The sequence below is a fragment of the Jannaschia halovivens genome (genome assembly GCF_046452375.1).
Classification (GTDB): Bacteria; Pseudomonadota; Alphaproteobacteria; order Rhodobacterales; family Rhodobacteraceae; genus Jannaschia; species Jannaschia halovivens.
Window position 1 is genome coordinate 375493 of the sequence record NZ_JBKFDJ010000002.1, and the last position, 25363, is coordinate 400855.

Genomic DNA, 25363 nt, shown 5'->3' on the forward strand with positions numbered 1-25363 from the left:
GGGCGCCGGATATCGAAGGTACGAGGGGGGCCAAGCGGCCCCCCTTTTTGGCCGGAGGACCGGTCAGGTCAGCCAGATCGCCGCCGTCCGGCCCGGCAGGCTTTCGTCGTCCAACGGGGCGGATGTCAGGTCCGGCTTCCCCTCGACATCGACGGGATCGGTTCCGAAGTTCAGCACGACCCGCGCGCCGGGATAGCTCAGCCGGATCACCTCGCCGTCGCGCGACCAGTCTTCCAGCCGCCGCTCGCCCATCTTGTCGCGCCGAAACGCGAAGACCCGGCGGTAATACGCGAGATTCGTATCCGCCCCGATATCCTGCACCGCGACCGAGACGCCCGAAGGCCAGTCCATCGGCAGCCACGGACGGCCGGTCGAGAAGCCCCGGTCGTCGCCCTCGGCCCAGGGGATCGGCACGCGCGCGCCCTCGCGGCCCGGCCCGTCGGGCCAGTAGAGAAGATCGAGCGGGTCGGTCACCGCGGCCTTGGGCAGGTCCGGCTGGACGAGACCCAGCTCCTCGCCCTGGTAGAGGATCGTCGGGCCCGGCGCAGTCGCGAGCACCGTCGCAAGGAACCGCACGTCCCGGTCGGACCCGTCGCCGGAGTTGCCCGCATGGCGCGGCTGGTCATGCGAGGACAGCCACCAGCCGATCCGCCCCGGATCGCCCGCCCGCTCCAGCACGTCCGCATAGGCTTCGGCCGTGCCCTTGTTCTCGGGAAAATCGGTCGTGTAGGCCGCGTCGAGCCGTCCGTCCTCGGCCAGCTGCGCGGCGAGTTCCACCGACTGGTTGCCGGACGTCACCTCGCCCAGAAGGTAGACTTCGTCCCCGGCCCAGCCGCGCACCACGTTGACGAACTCGATCCCGTCACCGGGCAGGATGTCATTGGCATGGTCCTGATAGGTATAGGGCACGAAGTTCTCGCCCGAGACCTTGTCCTGCACCTCCGCGCTCGCGGGCGGGTTGTCGGCCAGGGACGGGTCGAACAGGAAGGACGTGATCGCGTCGATGCGGAACCCGTCCACGCCCCGGTCGCGCCAGAACTGCATGATGCGCTTCATCTGGTCCTGCACGCCCTCGCAGCGGAGGTTGAGACTGGGCTGATCGGCGGTGAAATTGTGGAAGTAGTACTGCCGCCGCTTGTGGTTCCACGTCCAAGCGGGCGGCCCGAATTGCGACAGCCAGTTGTTCGGCTGGGTGCCATCGGGCTTGGGGTCCGACCAGACGTAGTAATCCTCGTAGTCGGGGTCGCCCATCACGGCGCGCTGGAACCACGGGCATTCGATGGACGTGTGATTGAAAACCTGGTCGATCACGACCCGAAGGCCCAGCCCGTGCGCCCGTTCGATCAACTTGTCGAAATCGTCGAGCGTCCCCATCGCGGGATGGACGTCGCAGTGATCGGCGACGTCATAGCCCCCGTCCGAGAGCGGCGAGGGATAGAAGGGCGACAGCCAGAGCGCGTCGACGTTCAGCGAGGCGATGTGGTCGAGCTTCTGGACGATCCCGTCGATCGTGCCGATGCCCGTGCCCCGCGTGTCGCGGAACGAGCGTGGATAGACCTGGTATATGACGGGCGCGTCGGGCCAGGGGAGGTCGGACTGGGTCATGGATCGGCTCCCGCATGGCAAAAAGGGCGCCCCGCAAGGCGCCCCGCTTCGATACGTCGATCTAATGCCCGATCAGGCGCCGACCACCATGCCGCCATTGGGATGCAGGCATTGGCCGGTGTAGTAACTGCTGTCGTCGGACGCGAGGAACAGGAACGCGGTCGCCACCTCCCACGGCTGCCCCGCGCGGCCCATCGGCGTCTCTGACCCGAAGCCCTCGACCTGATCCGCGGGCATGGTGCCGGGGATGAACGGCGTCCAGATCGGGCCAGGTGCCACCGAGTTCACCCGGATCCCCTTGTCGGCGAGGTTCCCGGCCATCGACCGAGTGAAGGCCAGCGACGCGCCCCGCGTCATCGAATAGGTGATCAGCGATCCCATCCCGGCGAAGGCGTTGACCGACGACGTGTTGATGATCGCGGCGCCCTCCTTCAGGTGCGCCAGCGCGGCCTGCGTGGTGAACATGTAGGCCATGATGTTCGAGTCGATCATGCGACGGATCTTCTCCTCGTCGAGATCGGCGAAGTCCTCGTCCAGCCATTGCTGCGCGCCGTTGTTCACCAGCACGTCGAGCTGGCCGTATTCGGCGACGGTCTTCTCCACGGCCTCGGTGGCATGGGCCTTCTGGCCGAGATCGCCGGGGATCAGCAGGCACTGACCGCCTTCGGCCTCGACCAGACGCCTGGTCTCCTCGGCGTCACGATCCTCTTCGAGATAGGCGATGGCGAGCTTCGCGCCCTCGCGCGCATAGAGCACTGCCACCGCGCGCCCGATCCCGCTGTCGCCGCCGCAAATGAGCGCAACCTTGCCGTCGAGCTTGCCTGCACCGGGATGGCGTGGCGTATAGTCGGGGGCAGGATCCATCTTCCACTCGTCGGCGGGCATGGCATCCTGGGATTGCGGCGGAATGGCTGGCGCGTTCATGGTGAGTTCCTTTCAAATGAGTCGTGCAGAAACCCCGGCGCGGGTCGGACGGTTCCCTGACGAAGGCCGGAGCGCGCGCGAACACCTTGAAACGTCGGAATTTTCCGCGTTTCAGTAACTGAAAAGGCGGATCGCACGAATGGTCATTATCAATCTGCGGGAACGGTTTCGGGCCGAGACGCGGCGGGCCCATGACGCGTCCGACCGTGCTTTCGCCCGATTCGACCTCACCGATCCCGATGGCGTCCGGGGGTTCCTCGCCGCGCATCGCGATGCCGTCACCAGCCTGCGCAAGGCCGAAGGATCCGGCCAGCTGGCACCCGCACTCGACGCCGCCCTCGCGGCACTCGACGCCGATCTCGGCGCGCTGGGCCATGACGCGCCCGCCGCGCCGCCTGCCGGTCCGGCCGCCGACGATCCCGTCGCGCGCCGCTATGTCTGGCTCGCCTCCCGGCTCGGGACACGGATGCTGACCCGGCACTGGCGCGACGCCACCGACCCGGCGGTGCGCGCGGCGGATGCCTATCTCGGCCAGGATCCCGATCGCGGCGAGTGGCGGCTCTTCTCGACCGAGGCCGAGGACATGCCCGCCCGCGGCCCGGACCCCGACCGGATCCTGCGCGCCGCGAATGACTGGTTCGCCATCTTCGAGACCACAGCCCATGAGCATCACCGAAAGGTTCGATCCGACGCGTGACGAGACGTGGACGGGGCCGTCCTCTCCACGACGTAAGCGCATGTCGGAGGGCCCAGATTCTCTGGAAACCGTTTCCAACCCTTGCGCGCGGGGCGCGGTTCGGCGCGCCCTCCCTTTCCACCGGACCGGCGGCAGGCTAGGTCGGCCCGGTACGGCGCGGGAGGCACGGCATGTCAGACACATCACGGATCGGGCTGATCGGCCTCGGCACCATGGGGGCCGCGCTGGCCTCGAACATCGCCGAGAAGGGCTTCGACATCGCCGTCTTCAACCGCACGACGCAGGTCACGCATGACTTCGCCGCCGGTGCCGGCGACCTAGCTCCCCGCATCACTCCGACCGAGACGCTCGAGGAGCTGGTCGCAGCCCTCGCCACTCCGCGCGCCATCATCCTCATGGTGCCCGCGGGTGCGGCGGTCGACGATCAGATCGATGCCCTGCGCCCGCTTCTGGACGATGGCGATCTGATCATCGACTGCGGCAACGCCAATTTCCACGACACCGACCGCCGCGTCGCCGACGATCGCGGACCCTTCCTCGGCGTCGGCGTGTCCGGCGGCGAAGAGGGCGCGCGGCACGGCCCGTCGATCATGGGCGGGGGCGACCCGGCGCATTGGGCCCGGGTCGAGGACATCATGCTCGCCATCGCCGCCAAGCATCAGGGCGACCCCTGCGCCGCGCTGATGGGTCCGGGCGGCGCGGGCCATTTCGTGAAGATGGTACATAACGGCATCGAATACGCGGACATGCAGATGATCGCCGAGGTCTACGGCATCCTGCGCGACGGGCACGGCATGGGTCCGGATGCCATCGGCGACGTGTTCGACGCATGGAACCGCGGCCCGCTTGAAAGCTACCTGATCGAGATCTCGGGCAAGGTGGCACACGCCCGCGACGTGGCCACGGGCGAGCCGCTCCTCTCGGTCATCGTCGATGCAGCGGGCCAGAAGGGCACCGGCCGCTGGACCGCGATCGAGAGCCAGCACCGCCTCGCTCCCGTGCCCGCCATCGAGGCCGCCGTCGTCGCCCGCAACCTCTCGGCCCGGCGGGACGAGCGGGCCGCGACCGAGGACGTGTTCGGCCCCGCGCCGCAAGCCTTCTACACGCTCGACCATGCCACGCTGGAGCGCGCGCTGATCGCGGGCAAGGTGCTCTGCTACGCGCAGGGGTTCGAGATGCTGTCGGCCGCGACACGCGATTTCGGCTGGGATCTCCCCATGAGCCGGATCGCCCAGATCTGGCGCCAGGGCTGCATCATCCGCTCGACGATGCTCGACGACATGGCCGCCGCCCTCGACGCGCAGCCGGGCACCAACCTGATGCGCACCGAAACCTTCTCGGCGATCCTGAAGGACAATCACGACGCCCTGCGGCGGGTCGTGGCCGAGGCGACGCTGAACGGACACCCGACGCCCGCGCTCTCCTCTGGGCTAGCCTATTTCGACAACATGCGCACCGCGCGCGGCACCGCCAACATGATCCAGGCGCAGCGCGACTTCTTCGGCCTGCACGGCTTCGTCCATATCAACGGCGAGACCGATCAGCACGGGCCCTGGGCGGGCTAGCGCCGCGCCAGCATCGGCAGGATGGGTCCCCACGCGGTCTCTTCGGGCGGACCCGACACGGCGAACCCGACCTTTCGATAGACGGCGATCGCCCGCGCGTTCTCCGGGTGCGGATCGGTCGCCACGACCGGCGCCCCGCCCACGAACAGCGTCCGCACCCGCGCCGCGATGAACCGCTTCCCGTGCCCGACCCCGAGCAGGGCCGGATCCCCGATATACTGGTCGATGCCCCGCGACCCCTCGGGCAGATGCGCGAAATGGTGGTCGTCCCAGCCGTGCACCGCATAGTCCTGCATGTAGGCGAAGGGGTGCGTTCCAACCGAGACGATCCAGCGCGCCACGCGCGGATCGGCCAGCTGCGCCGCGCCATAGGGATCGTCCGCGCCCCACCACTCCCGAACATGCGGCGCCGCCCGCCAGCCCGCCAGCAGATCGATATCGTCCATCGTCGCAGGGCGGAACGTGTAGACCGGAGCCTGGATCATCCGGTCAGCATAGCACGAGGAGGACCCGTGCGCTCACCCGCGCCAGTCGAAGAACCCGTCCGGTGCGCGGTCCAGCAGGCGGCGCGCCAGCTCGATCCCCAGCGCCGGCCCGTCCTCGGGGGCGCAATCGCCCGCCTCCTCCAGCGCCTCGGAGCCATCGGGCCGCAAGACCTCGCCGCGCAGGCGCAACCTGCCGCCATCGAGCACCGCCAGCCCCGCGATGGGAGTTTCGCAGGAGCCGTCGAGCTCACGCAGGAATGCGCGCTCCGCCTCGACACGGAGGCCCGTATCGCCGTCGTGGATCGCGGCCAGCACGTCGCCCACTACGTGGTCGTCGGCGCGCCGTTCGATCCCGATGGCGCCCTGCGCGATGGCGGGCAGCATGTCGCCCGGGTCCATCGCGCGGCGCGGCACATCCTCCATTCCCAGCCGGTTCAGGCCGGCCATCGCAAGGAAGGTCGCGTCCGCCACGCCGTCGCGCAGCTTGCCCATCCGGGTCTGCACGTTGCCGCGAAACTCGACCACCTCCAGCGTCGGCCGCCGCAGGGTCAGCTGCGCGCGGCGACGCAGGCTCGACGTGCCGACCCGCGCGCCGTCCGGCAGGTCCGCGATGGAGCCGCCATCCAGCGTCACGAAGGCGTCCCGCACATCCTCGCGCGGCAGATAGACATCGAGCAGCAACCCCTCGGGCTGCAGCGTCGGCATGTCCTTCATCGAATGCACCGCGATATCGATCCCGCCGTCGAGCAGCGCCTCCTCGATCTCGCGCGTGAACAGCCCCTTGCCCCCGATCTCCTTCAGGGGGCGGTCCTGCACCGCGTCGCCGGTCACCTTGATGATCGCGATCTCGAACGCCGCCTCGGGCAGGTCCATCGCGGCCATCAGCCGGGCGCGGGTCTCATACGCCTGAGCCAGCGCCAGCGGCGAGCCGCGCGTGCCGATCTTCAGCGGGCGATCGGGGGAGAAGGTCGTCATCGGCGGCGTCCGGTCTGTCTAGTGCGGTTGACACCTACGCGCCGCATGGGACAGTTGACAAGACGCACCGACCGAAGGCCCTGCCCCCATGAAAACCCTGCTGCGCTCCCTCGCCGGAGAGACCCTGCCCGTGCCGCCGATCTGGATGATGCGACAGGCGGGCCGCTACCTTCCGGAATACAAGGCGACGCGGGCGGAGGCCGGGGATTTCCTGTCGCTCTGCTACAATCCTGACCTTGCAACCGAGGTGACTCTGCAGCCGATCCGCCGCTTCGGGTTCGACGCCGCGATCCTCTTCGCCGACATCCTGCTCGTGCCGCAAGCGCTGGGGGCCGACCTCTGGTTCGTCACCGGCGAGGGCCCGCGCCTCTCGACCATCACCGGCCCCGGAGGCGTGACCGCGCTGAAGGGGCGCGACGACATCCACGACACGCTCGCCCCCGTCTACCAGACCGTGCGCAACCTCGCCTCGGCGCTGCCGTCCGAGGTGGCGCTGATCGGTTTCGCGGGCGCGCCCTGGACCGTCGCGACCTACATGATCGCCGGGCGCGGCACGCCAGACCAGGCTCCGGCGCATGCCCTGAAGGACGGCGACCGCGCCACCTTCGAGGCGCTTCTCGACCGCATCACCGAGGCCACGATCGAATATCTCGACCAGCAGGTGCAGGCCGGGGCCGAGGTGGTGAAGCTTTTCGACAGTTGGGCCGGGTCGCTGAAAGGCGACGATTTCGCGAAATACGCGGTCGCGCCCGCCAAGCGCATCATATCCGAGCTGAAGGCCCGCCATCCGGGCCTGCCGGTCATCGCCTTCCCGCGCGAGGCGGGCGACGGCTATATCGGCTTTCACGCCGCGACCGGGGCCGATTGCGTTGCCGTGGACGACAGTGTCGATGCCGCCTGGGTCGCCGAGCATGTCCAGCCCGATGGTTGCGTTCAGGGCAACCTCGAGTCGTCGCACATGGTCACGGGGGGCGACGCGCTCGTCTCCGAGGTGCGGCGCATCCGCGACGCGCTCTCGGGCGGGCCGCATGTCTTCAACCTCGGGCACGGCATCACGCCCGACGCGGATCCCGACAACGTCGCGCTGATGATCGAGACCCTGCGCGAAACGGCCTCCGTCCCCGCAAGCTGAACGGGGGCGAGGGGCCAGCCCCTCGCGCTCCCCGGTCAGGGGGCCGTCTGCCCCCTGCCGACCCCCGAAGGTATTTCCGGCCAGAGGACGGGATGACCGGCCCGCCCGGCCGTGGCAGGCTGGCGCGCGGGCAAGCGATCGGTTGAGGCGCCATGGACATCTACGACTTCATCGTCATCGGTGGCGGCATGATGGGCGCGCCCTGCGCCCGCTACCTGGCCGAGGCGGGACATTCCGTCGCCCTGATCGCCGCGCCCGAACCGGCCGACGTCCAAAGCTGGACCGGTCCCCTCGGGAGCCATTTCGACGCCGCCCGCATCACCCGCCATGTCGCGGCAGACGCCGACTGGGCGCTGGCCTCGGCGCGGTCCATCGCGCGCTACGCCGATCTCGAGGCGCGGTCCGACCTTCGCATCTTCCACGAGACCGGGGCCCTCATGGCCGGGCCGGTGGAGGGGCCACTCGCCGACTGGACGCGCGGCTTCCGGGACGTGGCGACGCGCGTGACGGGCGCGACCCTGATCGACACGGACGACGCGCGGTCGCGTCTGGGCCTCGCGCTGCCCGCAGGCTCGGTCGTGAGCCACGAGGCGACCGGCGGCGGCTGGATGGATCCCCGCGCCATGCGGCAGGCGAGCCAGGCCCTCGCCGCAGAAGGCGGGGCGACCATCCTTCCGCTCCACGCCACGGCACGGGAGGACAGCACCGTCACGCTGGCCAACGGCACGCGGATCGGCGCGGATCATGTGATCGTCGCCACCGGCCCGCATACCGCATCGGACGGGCTGTTGCCCGCGCGGCCCGCACTCAAGGTCTGGGCCCGCACCATCGCATTCGCCGAACTTTCAGAGGCCGAAGGCGCGCGCCTTGCCGACATGCCGTCGGTCATCTGGGTGCCCGAGGGCTGGGATTACGACCTCTACATGTTGCCGCCCGTGCGCTACCCGGACGGGCGGCTCTATCTCAAGATCGGCGGGCAGGTGGACAGCCCCCGGATCGAGAGCGCGGCGGACATGACCGCATGGTTCCGCTCGGGCGGGGATGCCGCCGTCGCCGACCGCCTGATGACGGAAATGCGCGCCGTGCTGCCGGGTCTGGCGATCGAGCGCAGTACCCCCGGCCCCTGCGCCGTGGTCTGGAGCGCGACAGGCTATCCCTACATCGAACGGCTCTCGGACCGGGTGACCGTGCTCTGCGGCGGCAACGGCGCCTCGGCCAAATGCGGCGACGAATGGGGGCGGCTGAGCGCGATCGCCGCCACCGGGGGGCGGCTGGACGGCGAGGGCTACGCCTGCGACTTCAGGGCAGTCTGGGCCTAGGTCAGATCCATTTGGCCAGCGGTGGTAGGCTCATCAGCACCGCGTTCGCATCGTGTCCCGTCTCGAGCCCGAACTTGGTGCCGCGGTCATAGACGAGGTTGTACTCGGCATAAAGCCCGCGATGCACCAGCTGCGCGTCCTTGTCGGCCTCGGTCCAGGGCTGGTCTCGGCGCATGGTCACCAAGGGCTCGAAAGCGGGCAGGAAGTGCTCGCCCACCGACCGGGTGAAGGCGAAATCCGCGTCCCAGTCGCCGGTGTTCAGATCGTCGTAGAAGATCCCGCCCACGCCTCGCGCCCGGCCCCGGTGGGGTACGTAGAAATACTCGTCGGCCCATGCCTTCAGGCGCTCGTAGCGCCCCGCCTCGTGGGCGTCGCAGGCGGCCCGCATCTCGGCGTGGAAATGCGCCGTGTCCTCGGAATACTCGATCGCGGGGTTCAGGTCGGACCCGCCGCCGAACCACCACGCATGCGGCGTCCAGAACATCCGCGTATTCATGTGGACGGCGGGCACGTGCGGGTTGCGCATATGCGCCACGAGGCTGATGCCGCTGGCCCAGAAGCGGGGATCCTCGGCCATGCCCGGCACGCCGCGCGCCGCCATCGCCTTCTGCGCGCGCGGGGCGAGCGTCCCGTGCACCTCGGACCAGTTAACGCCGACTTTCTCGAAATGCCGACCGCCCCGCATCACCGACATGATTCCGCCGCCCGCGTCCGAGCCGTCCTCGGCGCTGCGGGTCGTGGGCGTCACCTCGAACCGGCCTGCGGGCAGGTCGGCATGGGGGCTGGCCACGTCCTCGAGCGCTTCGAAGGCCGCGACGATTCGGTCGCGCAGCGTGCGAAACCAGGCCGCGGCCTCGCGCCTGGCATGGTCGGGGGCCGCGGCGGCGCGGGGGGTCGAGGTCTCGGTCATGGTCGGTCCATTCGTGCGTAGCGTCGCCCGGGCCACAGGAGCGGCATCCGGTGCCACGATCCTGCCACATTCCACGCCGGGATTGGTAGGCCGAACGCCGCCCAGCCCCCACATCTGGGGATCCCGCAACAGATCGGGGTAATTTCGGGGCAAGGCCGTTCGAGGCTGGATTCCCGGACCCGCCTGCGGTTACCCTCATGGCAATTGGGACCGGCGCAAAGTCGGCCCGTACGGCAGACAGAGCAGTCGCACCATGATCAGGATAAACCGGGCCCTTGCGGGCCTGATGCCGCTTATCGTCGCCCTTCTCCTGGCCCTTCCGGCGCAGGCCGCGCCCTATGCGGAGATGGTGATCGACGCGCGCACCGGCGAGGTTCTCCGGTCGCGCAATGCCGACGCGCGCCTGCATCCCGCCTCGCTGACGAAGATGATGACGCTCTACGTCGCGTTCGAGGCCGTGCGGCTGGGCGAGATCACGCTGGACACCGAGGTTCGCATCTCGCGCAACGCCGCCAATGAACAACCCTCGAAGCTCGGCCTGCGCGCGGGCCAGAAGATCGCCTTCCGCTACCTGATCCGCGCCGCCGCAGTGAAATCCGCCAACGATGCCGCGACCGCCATCGGCGAGGCGATCAGCGGCTCGGAGTCGGCCTTCGCCGAACGCATGACCCGAACGGCCCGCGCCCTCGGGATGGGATCGACGACCTTCCACAACGCGCACGGCCTGACGCAGTCGGGCCATCTCAGTACCGCCCGCGACATGACCACGATGGGGCGGCGGCTGTTCTATGATTATCCGCAGTATTACAACCTCTTCTCGCGGGTCTCGACCGATGCGGGCATCACCCAGGTGCGCAACACCAACCGCAAGCTCCTGGCGGCCTATCGCGGCGCGGACGGCATCAAGACCGGCTACACCCGCGCGGCGGGCTTCAACCTCGTCTCCTCGGCCGAGCGGGGCGGCGTGCGGATCATCGCGACGGTCTTCGGCGGCCGCTCGACGGCGGCACGCAACGCGCGTATCGCCGAGCTTCTGGACATGGGCTTCGACCGCGCCCCCCGGCACGTGACGGAACGGCGCCCCGCCCTGCCCGTCTATAACGGCGCATCACGGCCCGGCCCGTCGGCGCCGGCTGTGTCGGTCCGCCCGATCATGCGCGGCACGCTCGGTGTGCAGCTCTTCGCCTCGGCGACGCTTCCTTCGACGGTGACGCCCGCGCCGCGCCCCGCCGCGATCGAGGCACAGGCCGCGCCCCCCGCCCCGCGCGAGGTCGTCACCCGCGCTTCGACATCCGGCGGGCGCGTCTTCGCGATCTCGCTCAGCCGCCAGCCGTCGCGCTCGGCGGCCGACAAGCTTCTGCTGCGGACAGCCTTGCAGGAGCTCGACACGCTCGACGATGCGCTGCGGCAGGTGAACCAGGCGAGTGGCGGCTACGACCCCAGCTTCGTCGGCTTGTCGGAGCGCGAAGCCGAGCGCGCATGTACCCGGCTGCGCGCCCGCGAAGTCGATTGCGACGTGGTCCAGGGCAGCTAGCACCTCGTCAGAAGCCCATCAGGCCGGGATCGCCTCCGCCGCCTTCAGATCGAACGCCGCCGCCATCAGCGCGCGCGTGTAGGGATCGGCGGGCGCGTCGAAGACCTGCGTCGCATCGCCCGCCTCGACCACGTCGCCGCGCTTCATCACCATCACCTTGTGGCTCAGCGCGCGGACGACCTTGAGGTCGTGGCTGATAAACAGGTACGCGAGCCCGTATTTCGCCTGCAGGTCGCGCAGCAGCTCCACCACCTGCACCTGCACCGTCTGGTCGAGCGCGCTGGTCGGCTCGTCCAGCACCACGAGCTTCGGGCGCAGGATCATGGCGCGCGCGATCGCGATCCGCTGGCGCTGACCGCCCGAGAACTCGTGCGGGTAGCGGTCCATCGCGGCGGGGTCGATGCCCGTTTCGGTCAGGATCTCGGCCACCTGCTCGCGGTGGGGCCGCGTGTCGCCCGTGTCGTGCAGCTTGAGACCCTCGGCCACGATCTCGGCAACCGTCATGCGCGGGCTGAGCGAGCCGTAAGGATCCTGGAACACGATCTGCATCGCCTGGCGCAGCGGGCGCAGGGCCTTCGACTTCAGCCCATCGATGCGGCGGCCCTCCAACGTGATCGCACCTTCCGACGAGATCAACCGCATGATCGCCAGCGCCAGCGTCGTCTTGCCGGACCCGCTCTCGCCGACGATGCCCACGGTCTCACCCGCGCGCACGCTCAGCGTCGCGTCGTTAACCGCTTTCACGTAGCCCGCCGTCCGCTTCAGGAGGCCCTTCTGGATCGGGAACCAGACCTTCAGATGCTCGGTCGTCACGATCTCGGCCGCGCCCGCGGGCACCGGGTCGGGTCGCCCGGTCGGCTCGGCGGCAAGAAGCTTGCGGGTATAGGGATGCTGCGGGCGGTCGAAGATTTCGGCCACGGGGCCAGTCTCGACGATGACTCCCTTCTCCATCACACAGACACGGTCGGCGAAGCGACGCACGATCCCGAGGTCATGGGTGATGAAGAGCATCGACATGCCCTCCTCGCGCTTGAGATCGGCGAGGAGTTCGAGGATCTGCGCTTGGATCGTCACGTCCAGCGCCGTCGTCGGCTCGTCCGCGACCAGAAGCTCCGGCCCGTTGGCCAGAGCCATGGCGATCATCACCCGCTGCCGCTGCCCGCCGGACAGCTGGTGCGGATAGGACGACAAGCGGCTCTCCGCGTCCTGAATGCCCACCTTGTCGAGAAGATCGAGGATCTTCGCGCGCACCGCATCGCCCTCCAGCCCCTGGTGCAGGCGGATCGACTCGGCCAGCTGCTTTTCGATCGTGTGCAGCGGGTTGAGCGAGGTCATCGGCTCCTGGAAGATGAAGCTGACATCGTTGCCGCGCACCCGCCGCAGCTCGGCCTCGTCGGCCCCGATCATCTGCGCCCCATCGTAAGTCACCGACCCCGAAACCTGCGCGCTGTCGGGCAAGAGCGAGACCGTCGAGAGCGCCGTGATCGACTTGCCCGACCCGCTCTCGCCGACCAGCGCGACGGTCTCGCCCTTCTCGACCTTGAAGGACACGCCGCGCACGGCTTCGGTCGTCACGCCGTCCTGCCGGAAGGCGATCCGCAGGTCGCGGACGTCCAGAAGCGCGGTCATGCCCCGCCCTCCGACCGCGCGCCCAAGGCAGCCACGGGGGAAAAGAATTTTCCGGCGAAAATTCTTGGCGCTTGGCGGGACGGGCAGCGGGTCATGCGAAGGTCTTTCGCGGGTCGAACGCGTCGCGGACACCCTCGAATATGAACACCAGCAGCGACAGCATGATCGCGAAGGTGAAGAAGGCCGTGAAGGCCAACCACGGCGCCTGAAGGTTCTGCTTGGCCTGCAAGGTCAGCTCGCCCAGCGACGGCGCCGAGGACGGCAGGCCGAAGCCGAGGAAATCGAGCGACGCGAGGCCCGCGATCGAGCCCGTCACGAGGAACGGCAGGAAGGTCAGCGTCGCGACCATTGCGTTGGGCAGGACGTGACGGAACATGATCGTGCCGTTGCCCACGCCGAGCGCCCGCGCCGCGCGGACGTATTCGAAGTTGCGCGCGCGCAGGAACTCGGCCCGCACCACGCCGACCAGCGCGGTCCAGCCGAACAGGACCGACAGCCCCACCAGCAGCCAGAAGTTCATCGGTATGATCGCGGCCACGATGATGATGATGTAGAGGCTCGGCACCCCACCCAGGATCTCGATGATCCGCTGGAAGATGAGGTCGGTCCAGCCACCGAAGAAGCCCTGTACCGCGCCGGCCGCGATGCCGATCACGGATGTGAGCAGCGTCACGATCAGCGCGAACATCACCGACAGGCGGAAGCCGTAGATCACCCGCGCCAGCACGTCGCGCGCGGTGTCGTCGGTGCCGAGAAGGTGCTGGCCGTCGGGGGCCGAGGGCGCGGCGCCGTCGATGTCGTTCACCGTGTTGTAGCTGTAGGGGATCAGCGGCCAGAGGATCCAACCCGCCTCGACCGGGTTGCCCGCGACGGTGCCCGAGGCCTCGACATCCGCAATGACCCCCTCGGGATCGTCGAAGCAATCCTCAAGCCCGCCCGATACGATCAGGCATTGGACCTCGATATCGGTATAGGCCGCCTCGGTCTGGAAATCGCCGCCGAACGCCGTCTCGGGGTAGAAGGCGAAGACCGGCACGTGCAGTTCGCCCCGATACGAGACGAGGAGCGGCTTGTCGTTGGCGATGAGCTCGGCGATCAGGCTCAGTCCGAACAGCACCGCGAAGATCGCCAGCGACCAGACCGCGCGCCGGTTCTTGCGAAAGTTGCGCAGCCGCCGCTGGTTGAGGGGGGAGAGGGCCATCGCCTCAGGCCTCCCGGCTCTCGAAGTCGATGCGCGGATCGATCCAGATATAGGTAAGGTCCGTGATCAGCCCCATTACCAGCCCGATCAGTGAGAAGGTGAAGAGCGTGCCGAACATCACCGGGTAATCGCGGCTGACCGCCGCCTCGAACCCGAGCCGGCCCAGCCCGTCGAGCGAGAAGATCGTCTCGATGATGAGCGAGCCGCCGAAGAACACGCTGACGAAGAGCGCCGGGAAGCCCGAGATCACGATCAGCATCGCGTTGCGGAAGACATGGCCATAAAGGACGCGGCTTTCCGGCAGGCCCTTGGCCTTGGCGGTGACGACGTATTGCTTGCGGATCTCGTCGAGAAACGAGTTCTTCGTCAGGAGCGTCAGCCCCGCGAAGGCCGAGATGGTCGAGGCCAGCACTGGCAGCGCGATGTGGTGCAGGTAATCGAGCGCCTTGCCGATCGGCGAGAGTGTCTCGAAATTGTCCGACGTCAGGCCGCGCAGCGGGAACCATTGCAGGTAGCTGCCGCCCGCAAAGACCACCAGGAGCAGGATCGCGAAGAGGAAGCCGGGGATCGCATATGCCACGATCACGACGCCCGAGGTCCAGGTATCGAAACCCGAGCCGTCGCGCACCGCCTTGCGGATGCCCAGCGGGATCGAGATGAGATAGGCGATCAGCGTCGACCAGAGGCCCAGCGTGATCGACACGGGCATTTTCTCGATCACGAGGTCCACGACCGAGATCGAGCGGAAGTAACTCTCGCCGAAATCGAACCGCATGTAGTCCCACATCATATTGAGGAACCGCTCGAGCGGCGGCTTGTCGAAGCCGAACTGCGCCTCCAGCTCGTCGATGAACTCCTGCGGCAGGCCCTGGGCGCCGGCATAGCCCGAGTTGTTGCCCTGCCCCTGCCCCTCCTGCAATTCGGTGGAGGCGCCCGAGATGTTGCCGAACACGTCGCCGCTGCCTTCGAGCTGGGCGAGGATCTGCTCGACCGGGCCGCCGGGCACGAACTGCACCAGCGTGAAGTTGATGATCATGATCCCGAGCAGCGTCGGGATCATGAGCAGCAGGCGTCGGAGGATGTAGGCGCCCATCGGGAGGTTACAGCGCCCCGGAGGCCCGCAGGGCTTCGGCCTTCTCGGCCTCGTACCACCAGAAATCCAGAAGACCGACGGCCAGCGGCGGCAGCGGATCGGGCCGTCCATACTGGTTCCAGTAGGCCACCCAGATGTCCCGGTTCTCCCACTGCGCCAGCCAGAAGCCATGGGCGCGCAGCACCCGGTCCAGCGCGCGCGTGCGGTCGCGCAGATCGTCGAGCGTGTCCGAGACGACGACCGACTCGATCAGGCTGTCGACCGCTGGATCGGCGAGGCCCATGATATTGCGGCTCGAGTCCTCGCGCGTCTCGCTGCCGAACCATTGCACGAGGCCCGGTCCCGGCTCGTAGCCCTGCCCGGGAATGATGTTCGACAGGTCCCAGTCGCGGTTGCGGCGCAGCTCGACATATTGCGACGTGTCCGTGCGGCGCAGGCTCGCGTCGATCCCGACGAGGCGCAGGTTCTGGATGAACGGGTTCATCACCCGGTCGAGATTGGCGTCGAACTGGATGATCGAGAGCGTCAGCGTCTCGCCCGCCTCGTTGCGCAGAAGGCCGTCATCGCCCACCGTCCAGCCCGCATCGGCCAGGAGCCGCGTCGCCTCGCGGCGGGTGCGGCGGTCGGGCGCGTTGCCCGACGCGTCGCTGACGGGCGGCATGACGGCGTCCTCGGCCAGGATCGCTTCGTCCAACAGACCTTGGGCGACCAGCGGCTCCAGCACGGCCAGCTCGCCCGGCGTGGGCGGGCCGTCGGCGGCCAGCTCGGAATTGCCCCAGACGGAATAGGGCCGCTCGTAGAGACCATTGAACAGCGTCTCGTTGGACCATTCGAAGTTGAACAGCATCCGCACCGCGTCGCGGACCCTCGGGTCCTGCCACTTCTCGCGGCGCAGGTTGAAGGCCAGCCCGCGCGCCGCGTCGATCCCGCCATCGGGGATCGTCTCGGTGATCACGTCGCCCCGCTCGACCGCCGGGAAGTTGTAATCGACCGCCCATTCGCGTGCCGATCCGGGCGTGCGCACGGTGTACTCGCCCGCCTTGAACGCCTCGAGCGCGGCGGTCTGGTCGAGGAACGCCTCGATCCGGATGGCGTCGAAATTATGCCGACCGACATTCGACGGCACATCCGCGCCCCACCAGTCGGGGTCCTTCCGATAGACGACGCTGCGCCCCATATCGACCCGGTCGAGCACGTAGGGCCCGGTCCCGAGGAAGGGCCGATCGGCGCTGTCGTCGAGGCGCTGGCCGCTCTCCTCGAACCACGCCTTCGACCAGGCGACCCAGGCCCCGGACTGCGCCACGCGGGTGCGGAAATCGGCGTCTGGCCCAAACTCGTAGCGGACCTGGTAGGGGCCGGTCGCCTCGATCTTCGAGAAGAAGTTGCCGATCGCCTGCCGGAACTCCGGGATGCCCTGCTCGAGGAAGAGGTTGGCGGTGAACACCACGTCCTCGGCGGTCATCGGCGTGCCGTCCGAGAAGGTCACGTCCTCGCGCAGGTTGATGATGAGCCATTCGAGGTCGTCGGGATACTCGATCGTCGTGCAGAGATAGCAGTAGGTGCCGTAGGGATCGTCGGCGGCCGAGAACATGATCCGCTCGTAAACCAGATCGGCGGCGGTCGATTCCGCCACGCCCTTGCGCGCATAGGGGTTGAAGCTGTCGAAGGTGGCCAGCGTCGCGAGGCTGATCTCGCCCCCTTTGGGCGCGTCCGGATTGACGTAGGCCAGCACCTCGTCGGGGCCGTATTTGAGCTCGCCGAAATTCGTGTAGCCGTGGCTGACGGTGACATTCTCCTGCGCCGCGGCGGGGGCGGCGGCGAGAATGGCGATGGCGGCGGCACGTGCGAGCATGGACAGGCCCTCCCTAAAGGTTGGCGAACAGGTAAAGAGCGGGCGCGACCGGGCGCAAGGGGCGCGGCGACCCGTTCGATTCACCAGTGCGTGAGATAGGGCATTGGCGCCACGGGGAAAGGCGCGCGAAAAGGGCCGCCCCGATGGACGGCCCGTTTGAATGTCGCGGGCGGATCTCAGCCGCCGAAGGTCGCGAGATAGGCGATCAGGTTCGCCCGGTCCTCGACATCTTCCATGCCGCGGTAGGCCATCTTGGTGCCCGGCGCATAGTCGCGTGGGTTCTCGAGGAAGGCCGAGATGTTCTCGGGCGTCCATTCGCCGTCCTGCGACAGGAGCGCGTCGGAGTAGTCGTAGCCGTCAACCGAATGCTTGGCCCGTCCGACGACACCGTGGAGATAGGGACCGGTCGCATTCGCCCCGGCCTCCAGCTGGTGGCAGGCCGAGCACTGGCGCCACAGACGCTCGCCCGCATCGGCGGAGGCGTTGACGTAAACCTCTTCGAAGGGCGCCTCGGGGACGGCATCGGCCACGTCGGCCCCGGCGTCGTCGCTCTCGACGATAATCGCGTAACCCGCAGCATGCTCTTCGCCATGGCCCGTGTCCGAATGATAAAGCCCCTCGGCGAACCACAAACCCAGCAGTGCGATCAGAAGTGACCCGCAAATCGCGCCGCCGGCCTTGGTGATCGTCATCGTATCCATATGCTGCACTCTCTCGCGTCTGGGCTCGCGGGTATGTATGTGAACTCGGGCCGGGGAAGCAAGTGGCGTCCCCGCGACCAAACGCACCAGCGCCGCGAGGGTTCAACGATGTCGACGATTGCCTTCCAGGGGGAGCTGGGCGCCTATTCGCACCAGGCCTGCCACGAGGCGCGGCCCGATCACGATCCCCTGCCCTGCCCGACCTTCGAGGACGCCATCGCCGCCGTCCGCGACGGCACGGCCGACCTCGCTATGCTGCCGGTCGAGAACTCGACCTACGGGCGCGTCGCCGACATCCATTCGCTGTTGCCCCATTCCGGCCTCCACATCATCGAAGAGGCTTTCGTGCGGGTGCATATCAACCTTCTCGCCGTGCCGGGCACGCGGCTGGAGGACGTGCGGGTCGCGCAATCCCACACCGTCCTTCTGGGCCAGTGCCGCGACTTCCTCGGATCCCATGGCATCCGCCCGCGGATCGGCGCCGACACCGCCGGGTCCGCCAAGCAGATCGCCGCCGCCGGCGATCCCGCCGAGGCCGCGCTCGCCTCCGAGATGGCGGGCCGGATCTACGGGCTCGACGTGCTCGCACGGCATATCGAGGACCACGACCGTAACACCACGCGCTTTCTCATCATGTCGCGCGATCCGACCCGCGCCGCGCCCGGCTCGGGCCCGATCAAGACGACCTTCGTCTTCCGCGTCCGCAACATCCCCGCCGCGCTCTACAAAGCGATGGGCGGCTTCGCGACCAACGGCGTCAACATGACCAAGCTCGAGAGCTACATGGTCGACGGCGTCTTCACCGCGACCCAGTTCTATGCCGATATCGAGGGGCATCCCGACGACCCGCCCGTCGCCCGCGCCCTCGAGGAGCTGCGCTACTTCACCTCGGCGCTCGACATCCTCGGGGTCTATCCCGCCGATCCGGAGCATTTTGAAGGCGGCGGCACGGCGTGACGGGCGCGGTGGTTCTGCACGGCTACCGCTACAGCGTCTATACCCGCGCCGCCCGCCTCGCGCTCTGCACCAAGGGCGTCGATCATGCCGCGGCCGAGATCGACCCCTTCGCCGATCCGCCCGACCCCGCGCTGGCCCGGCTGCATCCGTTCGGGCGGGTGCCGATCCTCGTCCATGGGGACACCACGATCTACGAGACGGCGGCGATCACGCGCTATGTCGATGCGGCCTTTCCCGGCCCGCCGATGGTGCCCGCCGACGCCCGTGCCGCGGCGCGGATGGCGCAGGTCGTCGCGATCGTGGATGCCTATGCGTACCGCCCGCTGGTGCGCGGCGTCTATTCCGATGCCGTCTTCCGCCCCGCGATGGGCATGGCCGCCGACCCGGACGCCGTCGCGGACGGTCTGGCCGCCGCCGCGCCGGTGCTCGACGCGCTGGACGCCGTGGCCGCCGAAGGGCTGGTGCTGGACGGCACGGCGCTCACGCTGGCCGATTGCCATCTCGCGCCGATGATCGCCGCCTTCGTGCAGGCGGCCAAGGGAGCTGACCGTCTGGCGCGCCGCCCGGCTTTGGCCGATTGGTGGACGGCGATCGCCGACTGGCCCGCACTCGCGGCAACCGATCCCGGCCTGCCGCAGCCGCCTCAGCCCGCGCCGTAGCCCGTCTCGATCGCCTGCGCGAACTCGGCCACGCGGCCCTTGTAGCGCTTGGCCAGCGTCTGCCGCGCCAGCTTGGCCGATTGCAGCATCAGCCGCGCGGCCAGCGACCGCGCCTTGGCCTCCGTCGTCACGGTCAGCCGCGTGCGCGTCGGCGACATCGCCTCGAGCGCGACGTCGATGCCCACGTCCATTCCGTCGGTCGCGGCGCTCAGGTCTATGCGCTGTGGCCCGTCCAGCTGGTTGAGCGTGACGGTCACGTCGCGCTTCTTGCCCGCCACCTCGGCCCGCGCAGACCACGCGGTGCCCGGCCGGGGTTCGCCGTCGGGGCTACGCGTCATGCGGCCGACGCGCGACGCGATCCGCGCCTCGAACCGGTCGAGATCGGACACCCGCGCCCAGACGTGCTCGATCGGGGCGGCGATGTCTTCGACGGCGACGAATTTCATGGCGACTCCGGGGTTGGTGCGGGGCTGGGCTGGCTGGGCCGATACTGCGAAGGGCGCGATCGGGTCAATCGCGGAGGTGGCGTTCGCCGCGGGATCAGTCCAACCGGTCGGCCAGCCAGTTCCGCAACAGGAAATGCGCGATGGCGCCTTCGCGCGCCGGCGTGATCCGGGGGTGGGTACCGGCGAAGACGTCCATCAGTTCCTCCTTCTCCAGCCAGATGGCCTCGGCGATCTCCTCGGGGTCGATCTCGATGGCATCGGACGTGGCCTCGCCATGGGCGCCCAGCATCAGCGAGCCCGGAAAGGGCCAGGGCTGCGACGCAAGGTAGCCGACCCGTCCGATATGCACGCCCGTCTCCTCCCAGACCTCGCGGCGGACGGCGGCCTCCATCGTCTCGCCCGGCTCCATGAACCCGGCGAGGCACGAGAAGAACCCCTCGGGCCACGCGGGCGACCGTCCGAGCAACACGCGGTTGCCCCGCGTCACGAGCATGATGACAACGGGATCGGTGCGCGGGAAATGCATCCGCCCGCAGCCCGCGCAGCCGCGCATCCATCCCGCCTTGCCGGGCTGCGTCGCCGTCCCGCAATTGGCGCAGAACCCGTGCGTCCGGTGCCATTCCAGCACACCCTTGGCGGTCGCGCCGATCTCCGCCTCGATCGGGGTCAGCTGCGTCATGAGCTGGCGCAGCTCGGCGAATTCGGTGCCGTCCGGCAGGTCGGGATGGGTCTGGCGCGTCGGATCGCGGAAGGCGCCCGTCTCCTCGTCCACGCCATCGACCGCCAGCCCCGACACGTCCCGCGCCATCAGGGCGTGGCCGTCGATCTTGCCGACCAGCACCGGATGCCCGTGATCCGTCATCGCCGGCCCGTCGATCACATGCAGCGCGTCGCCCCGCACCAGAGGTTTGCCGCGCCACAGCAGGAGCGTGCGCACCGGCAGTTCGGCCAGAAGCTCGGGATGGCGGCGCAGGTCCTCGGCGCGGTCGAGCCCACCACCGCCGAATGTAACCGTTTCGGCGATCTTCATGGCCCCTCCCGTCGCGATCCGCCCTGAATGGGCGATGCCGCCGGGCCGGGCAAGCCCCGTCGCGTTGCCCGGAAATCAGGCGCCGCTTCGGGGAATCGCTTGAAAACCGGGCAACGACACGCGCAGGCTGAACGGCGACGGCCCCGCGGCTGGTCCCTGCCGGGCCGCCCGCGCACAACCGGGCGCCGATCCAACTGGGGAGTTGAAACCAATGTTCGCACGTCTGTCCGGCCTCGCCGCCGCCCTGACCCTCGCCGTCCCGGCCTGGGCCCAGACCGAGATGCCCTTCGCGCTCGACTGGAAATTCGAGGGTCCGTCCGCCGCCTATTTCGCCGCCATCGACAACGGCCATTTCGAAGCCGAGGGCCTGTCGGTCGAGGTCACCGCGGGCCAGGGGTCGCTGGATGCCATCCCGAAGGTCGCCACCGGCGCCTTCCCCGTGGGCTTTGCCGACATTAATTCGCTGATGCGCTTCCTCGACCAGAACCCCGGCGCGCCCGTCACCGCCGTGATGATGGTCTATGACAAGCCGCCCTTCGCCATCGTCGGCCGCAAGAGCCAGGGCATCACGGACGTCGCCTCGCTCAACGGCTCGACGCTGGGCGCGCCGCCGCCCGACGGCGCCTGGGCGCAGTTTCCGATCTTCGCCGCCGCCAACGACCTCGATGTCGACAGCATCACCGTCGAGCCCGTGGGCTTTCCGACGCGCGAGCCGATGCTGGCCGAGGGCGAAGTCGACAGCGTCACGGGCTTCAGCTTCTCGAGCTATTTGAACCTCGTCCGCCTCGGGGTGCCCGAGGACGATATCGTCACCATCCTGATGGCCGATCACGGCGTCGATCTCTACGGCAACGCGATCATCGTGAACACGGACTTCGCCGCTGCGAACCCCGACGCCGTGAAGGGCTTCCTGCGGGCCGTCGCCAAGGGCTGGGCCGACGTCATCGCCGATCCCGCGATGGGCGCGCAGGCCGTGATCGACCGCAACCCCGCGGGCGACGTGGACCTCGAACAGCGCCGTCTGCAACTGGCCATCGACGCCAATGTCGCCACGCCGTTCGCGATGGAGAACGGCATGGGGGGCATCGACGACGCCCGGATGGCCGCGGCGATCGAGCAGACGAAGCTGGTCTACGAGTTCCAGAACGAGCCCGACGCGAGCCTCTACTTCGATCCGCAATACCTGCCGGATGCAGCGGACCGCATGCTGAAGTGACACGACGGGGCGCGTGCTTCGTCGCGCGCCCCCCGATCCCCGCGCCCGGCCAAGCCTTCGCCGGGCGCATGTCCCGTCCCCGGCCCGATCCGGGGCGGCCCCCAATCCCCGGACACCCCCGCCCATGTCCCTGCCCATCGCCCTCGAACACGTCACCCATGCCTACGCGACGGCAGCCGGGCCACTGCCGGTGCTGGACGACCTCTCGATGGAGATGCCCGAGGGCAGCTTCACCGCCGTCGTCGGGCCCTCGGGCTGTGGCAAGTCCACGCTGACCCGGCTTGTCGCCGGGCTGATGAAACCCGACCAGGGCGTCGTGCGGCTGGGGGGCGAGCCGGTGACCGGCCCGCGCAGCACGGTCGGCATGGCCTTCCAGAACCCCGTCCTTCTGGAATGGCGCACGATCCTGCAGAACGTGATGCTGCCCCTCGAGATCGTCTCGACCGACATGTCGAAGACCCAGCAGCAGGACCGCGCCCGCGAGTTGCTGGCACTGGTCGGGCTCGAGGGGTTCGAGGACAAGAAGCCGTCGGAGCTGTCGGGCGGGATGCGTCAGCGCGCCTCGCTCTGCCGCTCGATCGTGCATCGTCCCGAGGTCCTGATCCTCGACGAGCCCTTCGGCGCGCTCGACGCCTTCACCCGCGAAGATCTCTGGCAGACGATGCACGATCTGCGGCGGCAGGAGCGGGTGACCTGCGTCCTGATTACCCACGACCTTCGGGAATCGGTGTTCCTCTCGGACCGCACCGTCGTCTTCAGCGCCCGCCCCGCCCGCGCCCAGCGCATCGTCGAGATCGACCTCGGCGACCATCGCTCGCTCGACGATCTCTACGCGCCGCGCGCGGTCGAGCTTCTGGCGACGCTTCGCCGCGAGATCCAGATCGCCCAGGGCCGCGAGGTCGAGGCCCCCGATCCGCCCGCGCCGGACCGCGACGTTGCCGCCACGGCCCGCGACACCGCCACGGAGAGCCCGCGATGACCCGCACCCTGCGCCAGATCGCCGTGCCCGCCGCCGCGATGCTGATCTTCCTTCTGCTCTGGGAACTGCTCGTCTGGGCCAATAGCTGGCCGAACTTCGTTATGGCCTCGCCCTCGGACCTGCCGCCCGCCTATGCCCGCTATTGGGAGCTGTTCCTGATCGGCGGCTGGCAGACACTCTGGCGGACAATGCTGGGCCTCGCGCTCGCCGTGATCTTTGGCGTGGTCCTCGGCATGATCATGGGGTTCTCGCGCCTCGCCCGAGAGGCGCTCTATCCCCTCCTCGTCGGCTTCAACGCCGTCCCCAAGGCGACTGTGGTCCCGATCGTGGCACTCCTCTTCATCGGACAGCACGACCTCAACACGGTGCTGATGGCCTTCATGATCTCCTTTTTCCCGATCGCGGTCTCGATTTCGATCGGCCTCTCGACACTCGAGCCGGAATACCGCGACATCCTGCGCTCGCTCGGCGCCTCCAACACAACGATCTTCTGGAAGATCGCGCTGCCGAAGACCCTGCCGGAGTTCTTCGGCGCGCTGAAGGTGTCGGTCACGCTGGCCTTCATCGGGACCAACCTGATGGAGATCGTGTCGCCCCACGGGAAGGGCCTTGGCGCGCTGTTCGATTCCGGGCGCACCAATGCCGATTACCCGCTGATGTTCGCCGTGCTGATCGCGCTTGCCGTCCTCGGCATCGCGCTGTTCTACGTGGTCGTCTTCCTTGAACGCATCTTCGCGGGCTGGGCCGAACGCGCGCCGGGCTAGAGGTCAACCGAGCATCCGCAGCCGCGCGTCGAATTCGCCCCGATCGACATAGCAGCCCCGCAAATGCCGCGCGCCTGTGCTCGGGTCGAAGGCGGCGCGGCCATGCAGGATGCGGCGATTGTCGAACACCGCCATCTCGCCCGGCGCCAGCCGCGTCTCGACCCGGAACCGCGCATCTCGCGTCTCGCGTCAGGGCCATGTAGGCGCGGTAGGCCGGATAATAGTCGCGCAGGACCTCGGCCTCCATGTCGAAGATATCGGCCAGATGGGCGTTCCAGCGCAGTTCGATCACGTCGCCGCGGGGCCCCAGCGTGATGACCGGGCGGTGCACCCGGATATCCGTCGTCTCGTCGTGGAAGCGGAACGGGATCGGCACCGTCGCCAGCACCTCGAACGTTGCCGCATCATCGGCCCGGAGCGCCTCGGCCAGCGCGATCCCGTCGGCATAGGTCGAGCCGCCGCCCACCGCCCCATTCTCGATGCAATGCAGGAACTGGTAGCCGGGGGGGACCTCCTGGTTGGCGAGATCGGTGTGGAGCGGCAACTCATCGGACGTGTAGGCGAGGTTGTTGGGCACTTTCTTCGAGCGGACTTCGAAGGTGGTACCGAAATTCGTCCGCCGCAGGAACCCGATCCGGCGGGCGAGGTCGATCCCTGCCTCCGCACCCTCGAGGCCCGTCACGATGGTCAACCCGTCCATCTTCGTCCGACGCAGCCAGTCCCGCAGGGTGTCGTCACCGGCCAGCGTGTCGACGGCCAACCGCTCAGGCACGAACCCGTCGGGCCAGGGACGGCGCGCGATCTCGGCGGCGTCCTCCGACAGGCCCGGTCGGTGGCGCGACAGCCAATCCAGCTCGAACGCCGTCTCGGCCGCATCGGCCCAGCCGATCACAAGGCGGCCCGCATCGACGCGGGCCCCGGTCGCAACAGGGCGGGGCGGCACCGCCAAAAGGTCGCCCGTCCGCTCGCGCGTCACGGGGTGAAAGACTTCGGGCGCGTTGTCGCGCAGCCAGATCAAGGGATAGTCGACGGGCGCATCGGCCCAGACGACGCGCAGCGCGTCGCCGTGCACGTTCACGGTGGGGGTCATCGGATGTCCTTCGGGTCTTCGGTCCAGGCAGGGTCGCGGGGCGGGGCGGGTCAGCCGCCCGGCGGCCACCAGAGCTGGGTCTTGCCGTAGGGCAGGCCGGGCGTCCGGCTGGGACAGAAGGCGCGGGTCCGGGTCATGCCGGAAAGGCTAGTCCCGGGTCGCCGTCGCCGTCAAACCCTTCCGCCCCCGGCTTGCATCAGGCCGGCTCTGGCCTTATCTCGGGCCTCGAGAGGTTGGCGCGGGCAGGTGCCTCGCCAACCTGGTCAGGTCCGGAAGGAAGCAGCCACAACGAGTCCCACTTGGGTCGTCGTCCAGCCTCTCACCCCCGCCGTCCCCGGCGCAGGATCATTTAGCTTTCAAGGTTCGGGACCGCTCCGCCCATGGCCGAAAAGACCACCGTGTTCGTCACCAAGGCGAACGAGAACGCCCCCGCCTTCGCCATTCGCAGCGACACCGACGAGCAGGTCTTCATCCCGCACGCCGCCGCCGAGGCCGCCCAGCTTCAGGTCGGCGATGAGCTCGTCTGCGTCCTGAAGGCCAATGACCAGCCCGACAAGGCGCCGTGGTTCTCGGTCGCGTTCCGCCGCATCGACGACTGAA

At 68.7% G+C, this 25363-nt stretch carries 24 protein-coding genes, 1 other RNA gene and 1 pseudogene; 12 read left to right on the plus strand and 14 right to left on the minus strand.

What is annotated here, in order from left to right; translation table 11 throughout:
- Positions 1–63 precede the first annotated feature (63 nt).
- On the minus strand, positions 64–1605 hold the full coding sequence (locus ACK8OR_RS15280) for an alpha-amylase family glycosyl hydrolase (protein WP_410190263.1): 1542 nt from the start codon (positions 1603–1605) through the stop codon (positions 64–66).
- 72 nt (positions 1606–1677) lie between these two features.
- Positions 1678–2529 carry an SDR family oxidoreductase gene (locus tag ACK8OR_RS15285; RefSeq protein WP_410190264.1) on the minus strand — a complete coding sequence of 284 codons (852 nt, stop codon included), beginning with the start codon at positions 2527–2529 and terminating at the stop codon, positions 1678–1680.
- Positions 2530–2668: 139 nt separating this feature from the next.
- Between ACK8OR_RS15285 and ACK8OR_RS15290 the strand changes: the two genes are divergently transcribed.
- Positions 2669–3226 (plus strand): heme oxygenase-like domain-containing protein, encoded by a 558-nt coding sequence (locus ACK8OR_RS15290; RefSeq protein ID WP_410190265.1) that lies wholly within the window; start codon positions 2669–2671, stop codon positions 3224–3226.
- A 170-nt stretch (positions 3227–3396) separates the two neighbouring features.
- Positions 3397–4791, plus strand: a complete 1395-nt coding sequence (gndA, locus tag ACK8OR_RS15295) for an NADP-dependent phosphogluconate dehydrogenase (RefSeq protein WP_410190266.1) — start codon at positions 3397–3399, stop codon at positions 4789–4791.
- On the opposite strand, the gene ACK8OR_RS15300 is transcribed toward gndA, so the two are convergent.
- Together ACK8OR_RS15300 and hemC are read right to left on the minus strand one after the other, a co-directional pair.
- Complete coding sequence (locus tag ACK8OR_RS15300) at positions 4788–5276, minus strand: GNAT family N-acetyltransferase (RefSeq protein ID WP_410190267.1); 489 nt, start codon at positions 5274–5276, stop codon at positions 4788–4790. The two genes, gndA and ACK8OR_RS15300, sit on opposite strands and share 4 nt — an antisense overlap.
- 33 nt (positions 5277–5309) lie before the next feature.
- Positions 5310–6251 (minus strand): hydroxymethylbilane synthase, encoded by a 942-nt coding sequence (hemC, locus tag ACK8OR_RS15305; RefSeq protein WP_410190268.1) that lies wholly within the window; start codon positions 6249–6251, stop codon positions 5310–5312.
- Between the two features lie 88 nt (positions 6252–6339).
- Between hemC and hemE the strand changes: the two genes are divergently transcribed.
- Together hemE and ACK8OR_RS15315 are read left to right on the plus strand one after the other, a co-directional pair.
- A complete protein-coding gene (hemE, locus tag ACK8OR_RS15310) occupies positions 6340–7383 on the plus strand; it encodes a uroporphyrinogen decarboxylase (RefSeq protein ID WP_410190269.1) in 1044 nt (347 codons plus the stop codon).
- A 152-nt stretch (positions 7384–7535) separates the two neighbouring features.
- Positions 7536–8702 carry an NAD(P)/FAD-dependent oxidoreductase gene (locus ACK8OR_RS15315; protein WP_410190270.1) on the plus strand — a complete coding sequence of 389 codons (1167 nt, stop codon included), beginning with the start codon at positions 7536–7538 and terminating at the stop codon, positions 8700–8702.
- Position 8703: 1 nt separating this feature from the next.
- On the opposite strand, the gene hemF is transcribed toward ACK8OR_RS15315, so the two are convergent.
- The gene (gene hemF / locus ACK8OR_RS15320) at positions 8704–9612 is read right to left on the minus strand and encodes an oxygen-dependent coproporphyrinogen oxidase (protein WP_410190271.1); all 909 of its coding nucleotides are present in this window, start codon (positions 9610–9612) and stop codon (positions 8704–8706) included.
- Between the two features lie 253 nt (positions 9613–9865).
- Between hemF and ACK8OR_RS15325 the strand changes: the two genes are divergently transcribed.
- On the plus strand, positions 9866–11146 hold the full coding sequence (locus tag ACK8OR_RS15325) for a D-alanyl-D-alanine carboxypeptidase family protein (protein ID WP_410190272.1): 1281 nt from the start codon (positions 9866–9868) through the stop codon (positions 11144–11146).
- Between the two features lie 18 nt (positions 11147–11164).
- Here ACK8OR_RS15325 and ACK8OR_RS15330 read toward each other — a convergent pair whose 3' ends face one another.
- The 5 genes from ACK8OR_RS15330 to ACK8OR_RS15350 all read right to left on the minus strand — a co-directional run bounded on the left by ACK8OR_RS15330 (position 11165) and on the right by ACK8OR_RS15350 (position 17622).
- Positions 11165–12775, minus strand: a complete 1611-nt coding sequence (locus ACK8OR_RS15330) for an ABC transporter ATP-binding protein (protein ID WP_410190273.1) — start codon at positions 12773–12775, stop codon at positions 11165–11167.
- A gap of 91 nt (positions 12776–12866) precedes the next feature.
- Positions 12867–13976 (minus strand): ABC transporter permease, encoded by a 1110-nt coding sequence (locus ACK8OR_RS15335; RefSeq protein ID WP_410190274.1) that lies wholly within the window; start codon positions 13974–13976, stop codon positions 12867–12869.
- Positions 13977–13980: 4 nt separating this feature from the next.
- Positions 13981–15069, minus strand: coding sequence for a microcin C ABC transporter permease YejB (locus ACK8OR_RS15340; protein ID WP_410190275.1), 1089 nt, complete (start codon positions 15067–15069; stop codon positions 13981–13983).
- A gap of 7 nt (positions 15070–15076) precedes the next feature.
- Positions 15077–16921 (minus strand): extracellular solute-binding protein, encoded by a 1845-nt coding sequence (locus tag ACK8OR_RS15345; protein WP_410190276.1) that lies wholly within the window; start codon positions 16919–16921, stop codon positions 15077–15079.
- Between the two features lie 176 nt (positions 16922–17097).
- Positions 17098–17622, minus strand: coding sequence for a c-type cytochrome (locus ACK8OR_RS15350; protein WP_410190277.1), 525 nt, complete (start codon positions 17620–17622; stop codon positions 17098–17100).
- Between the two features lie 108 nt (positions 17623–17730).
- Here ACK8OR_RS15350 and ACK8OR_RS15355 point away from each other — a divergent pair, with 108 nt between their 5' ends.
- Both ACK8OR_RS15355 and ACK8OR_RS15360 read left to right on the plus strand, forming a co-directional pair.
- Positions 17731–18579: a prephenate dehydratase gene (locus tag ACK8OR_RS15355; protein ID WP_410190278.1), complete on the plus strand. Its 849-nt coding sequence runs from the start codon at positions 17731–17733 to the stop codon at positions 18577–18579.
- The gene (locus ACK8OR_RS15360; RefSeq protein WP_410190279.1) at positions 18576–19238 is read left to right on the plus strand and encodes a glutathione S-transferase family protein; all 663 of its coding nucleotides are present in this window, start codon (positions 18576–18578) and stop codon (positions 19236–19238) included. Before ACK8OR_RS15355 ends, ACK8OR_RS15360 begins: the two co-directional genes overlap by 4 nt.
- Here ACK8OR_RS15360 and ACK8OR_RS15365 read toward each other — a convergent pair.
- Both ACK8OR_RS15365 and nudC read right to left on the minus strand, forming a co-directional pair.
- Positions 19223–19684, minus strand: coding sequence for an SRPBCC family protein (locus ACK8OR_RS15365; protein WP_410190280.1), 462 nt, complete (start codon positions 19682–19684; stop codon positions 19223–19225). The two genes, ACK8OR_RS15360 and ACK8OR_RS15365, sit on opposite strands and share 16 nt — an antisense overlap.
- A 94-nt stretch (positions 19685–19778) precedes the next feature.
- Entirely contained in the window at positions 19779–20714 is a 936-nt protein-coding gene (gene nudC, locus ACK8OR_RS15370; protein WP_410190281.1) for an NAD(+) diphosphatase, read from the minus strand.
- A gap of 211 nt (positions 20715–20925) precedes the next feature.
- Between nudC and ACK8OR_RS15375 the strand changes: the two genes are divergently transcribed.
- The 3 genes from ACK8OR_RS15375 to ACK8OR_RS15385 all read left to right on the plus strand — a co-directional run bounded on the left by ACK8OR_RS15375 (position 20926) and on the right by ACK8OR_RS15385 (position 23673).
- Positions 20926–21930: an ABC transporter substrate-binding protein gene (locus ACK8OR_RS15375; protein ID WP_410190282.1), complete on the plus strand. Its 1005-nt coding sequence runs from the start codon at positions 20926–20928 to the stop codon at positions 21928–21930.
- Between the two features lie 124 nt (positions 21931–22054).
- A complete protein-coding gene (locus tag ACK8OR_RS15380; protein WP_410190283.1) occupies positions 22055–22909 on the plus strand; it encodes an ABC transporter ATP-binding protein in 855 nt (284 codons plus the stop codon).
- Positions 22906–23673 (plus strand): ABC transporter permease, encoded by a 768-nt coding sequence (locus ACK8OR_RS15385; RefSeq protein ID WP_410190284.1) that lies wholly within the window; start codon positions 22906–22908, stop codon positions 23671–23673. The genes ACK8OR_RS15380 and ACK8OR_RS15385 overlap by 4 nt, the downstream gene beginning before the upstream one ends.
- A 3-nt stretch (positions 23674–23676) precedes the next feature.
- Here ACK8OR_RS15385 and ACK8OR_RS15390 read toward each other — a convergent pair whose 3' ends face one another.
- Entirely contained in the window at positions 23677–23802 is a 126-nt protein-coding gene (locus ACK8OR_RS15390; RefSeq protein ID WP_410190285.1) for a TauD/TfdA family dioxygenase, read from the minus strand.
- A gap of 100 nt (positions 23803–23902) precedes the next feature.
- Positions 23903–24763, minus strand: a pseudogene (locus ACK8OR_RS15395) (TauD/TfdA family dioxygenase); the annotation flags it as partial.
- A gap of 226 nt (positions 24764–24989) precedes the next feature.
- On the opposite strand from ACK8OR_RS15395, the gene ffs reads away from it, so the two are divergent.
- An RNA gene (gene ffs, locus ACK8OR_RS15400) (signal recognition particle sRNA small type) lies at positions 24990–25088 on the plus strand.
- A gap of 55 nt (positions 25089–25143) precedes the next feature.
- Positions 25144–25362, plus strand: a complete 219-nt coding sequence (locus ACK8OR_RS15405) for a hypothetical protein (protein WP_410190286.1) — start codon at positions 25144–25146, stop codon at positions 25360–25362.
- The last annotated feature ends 1 nt before the right edge of the window (position 25363 follow it).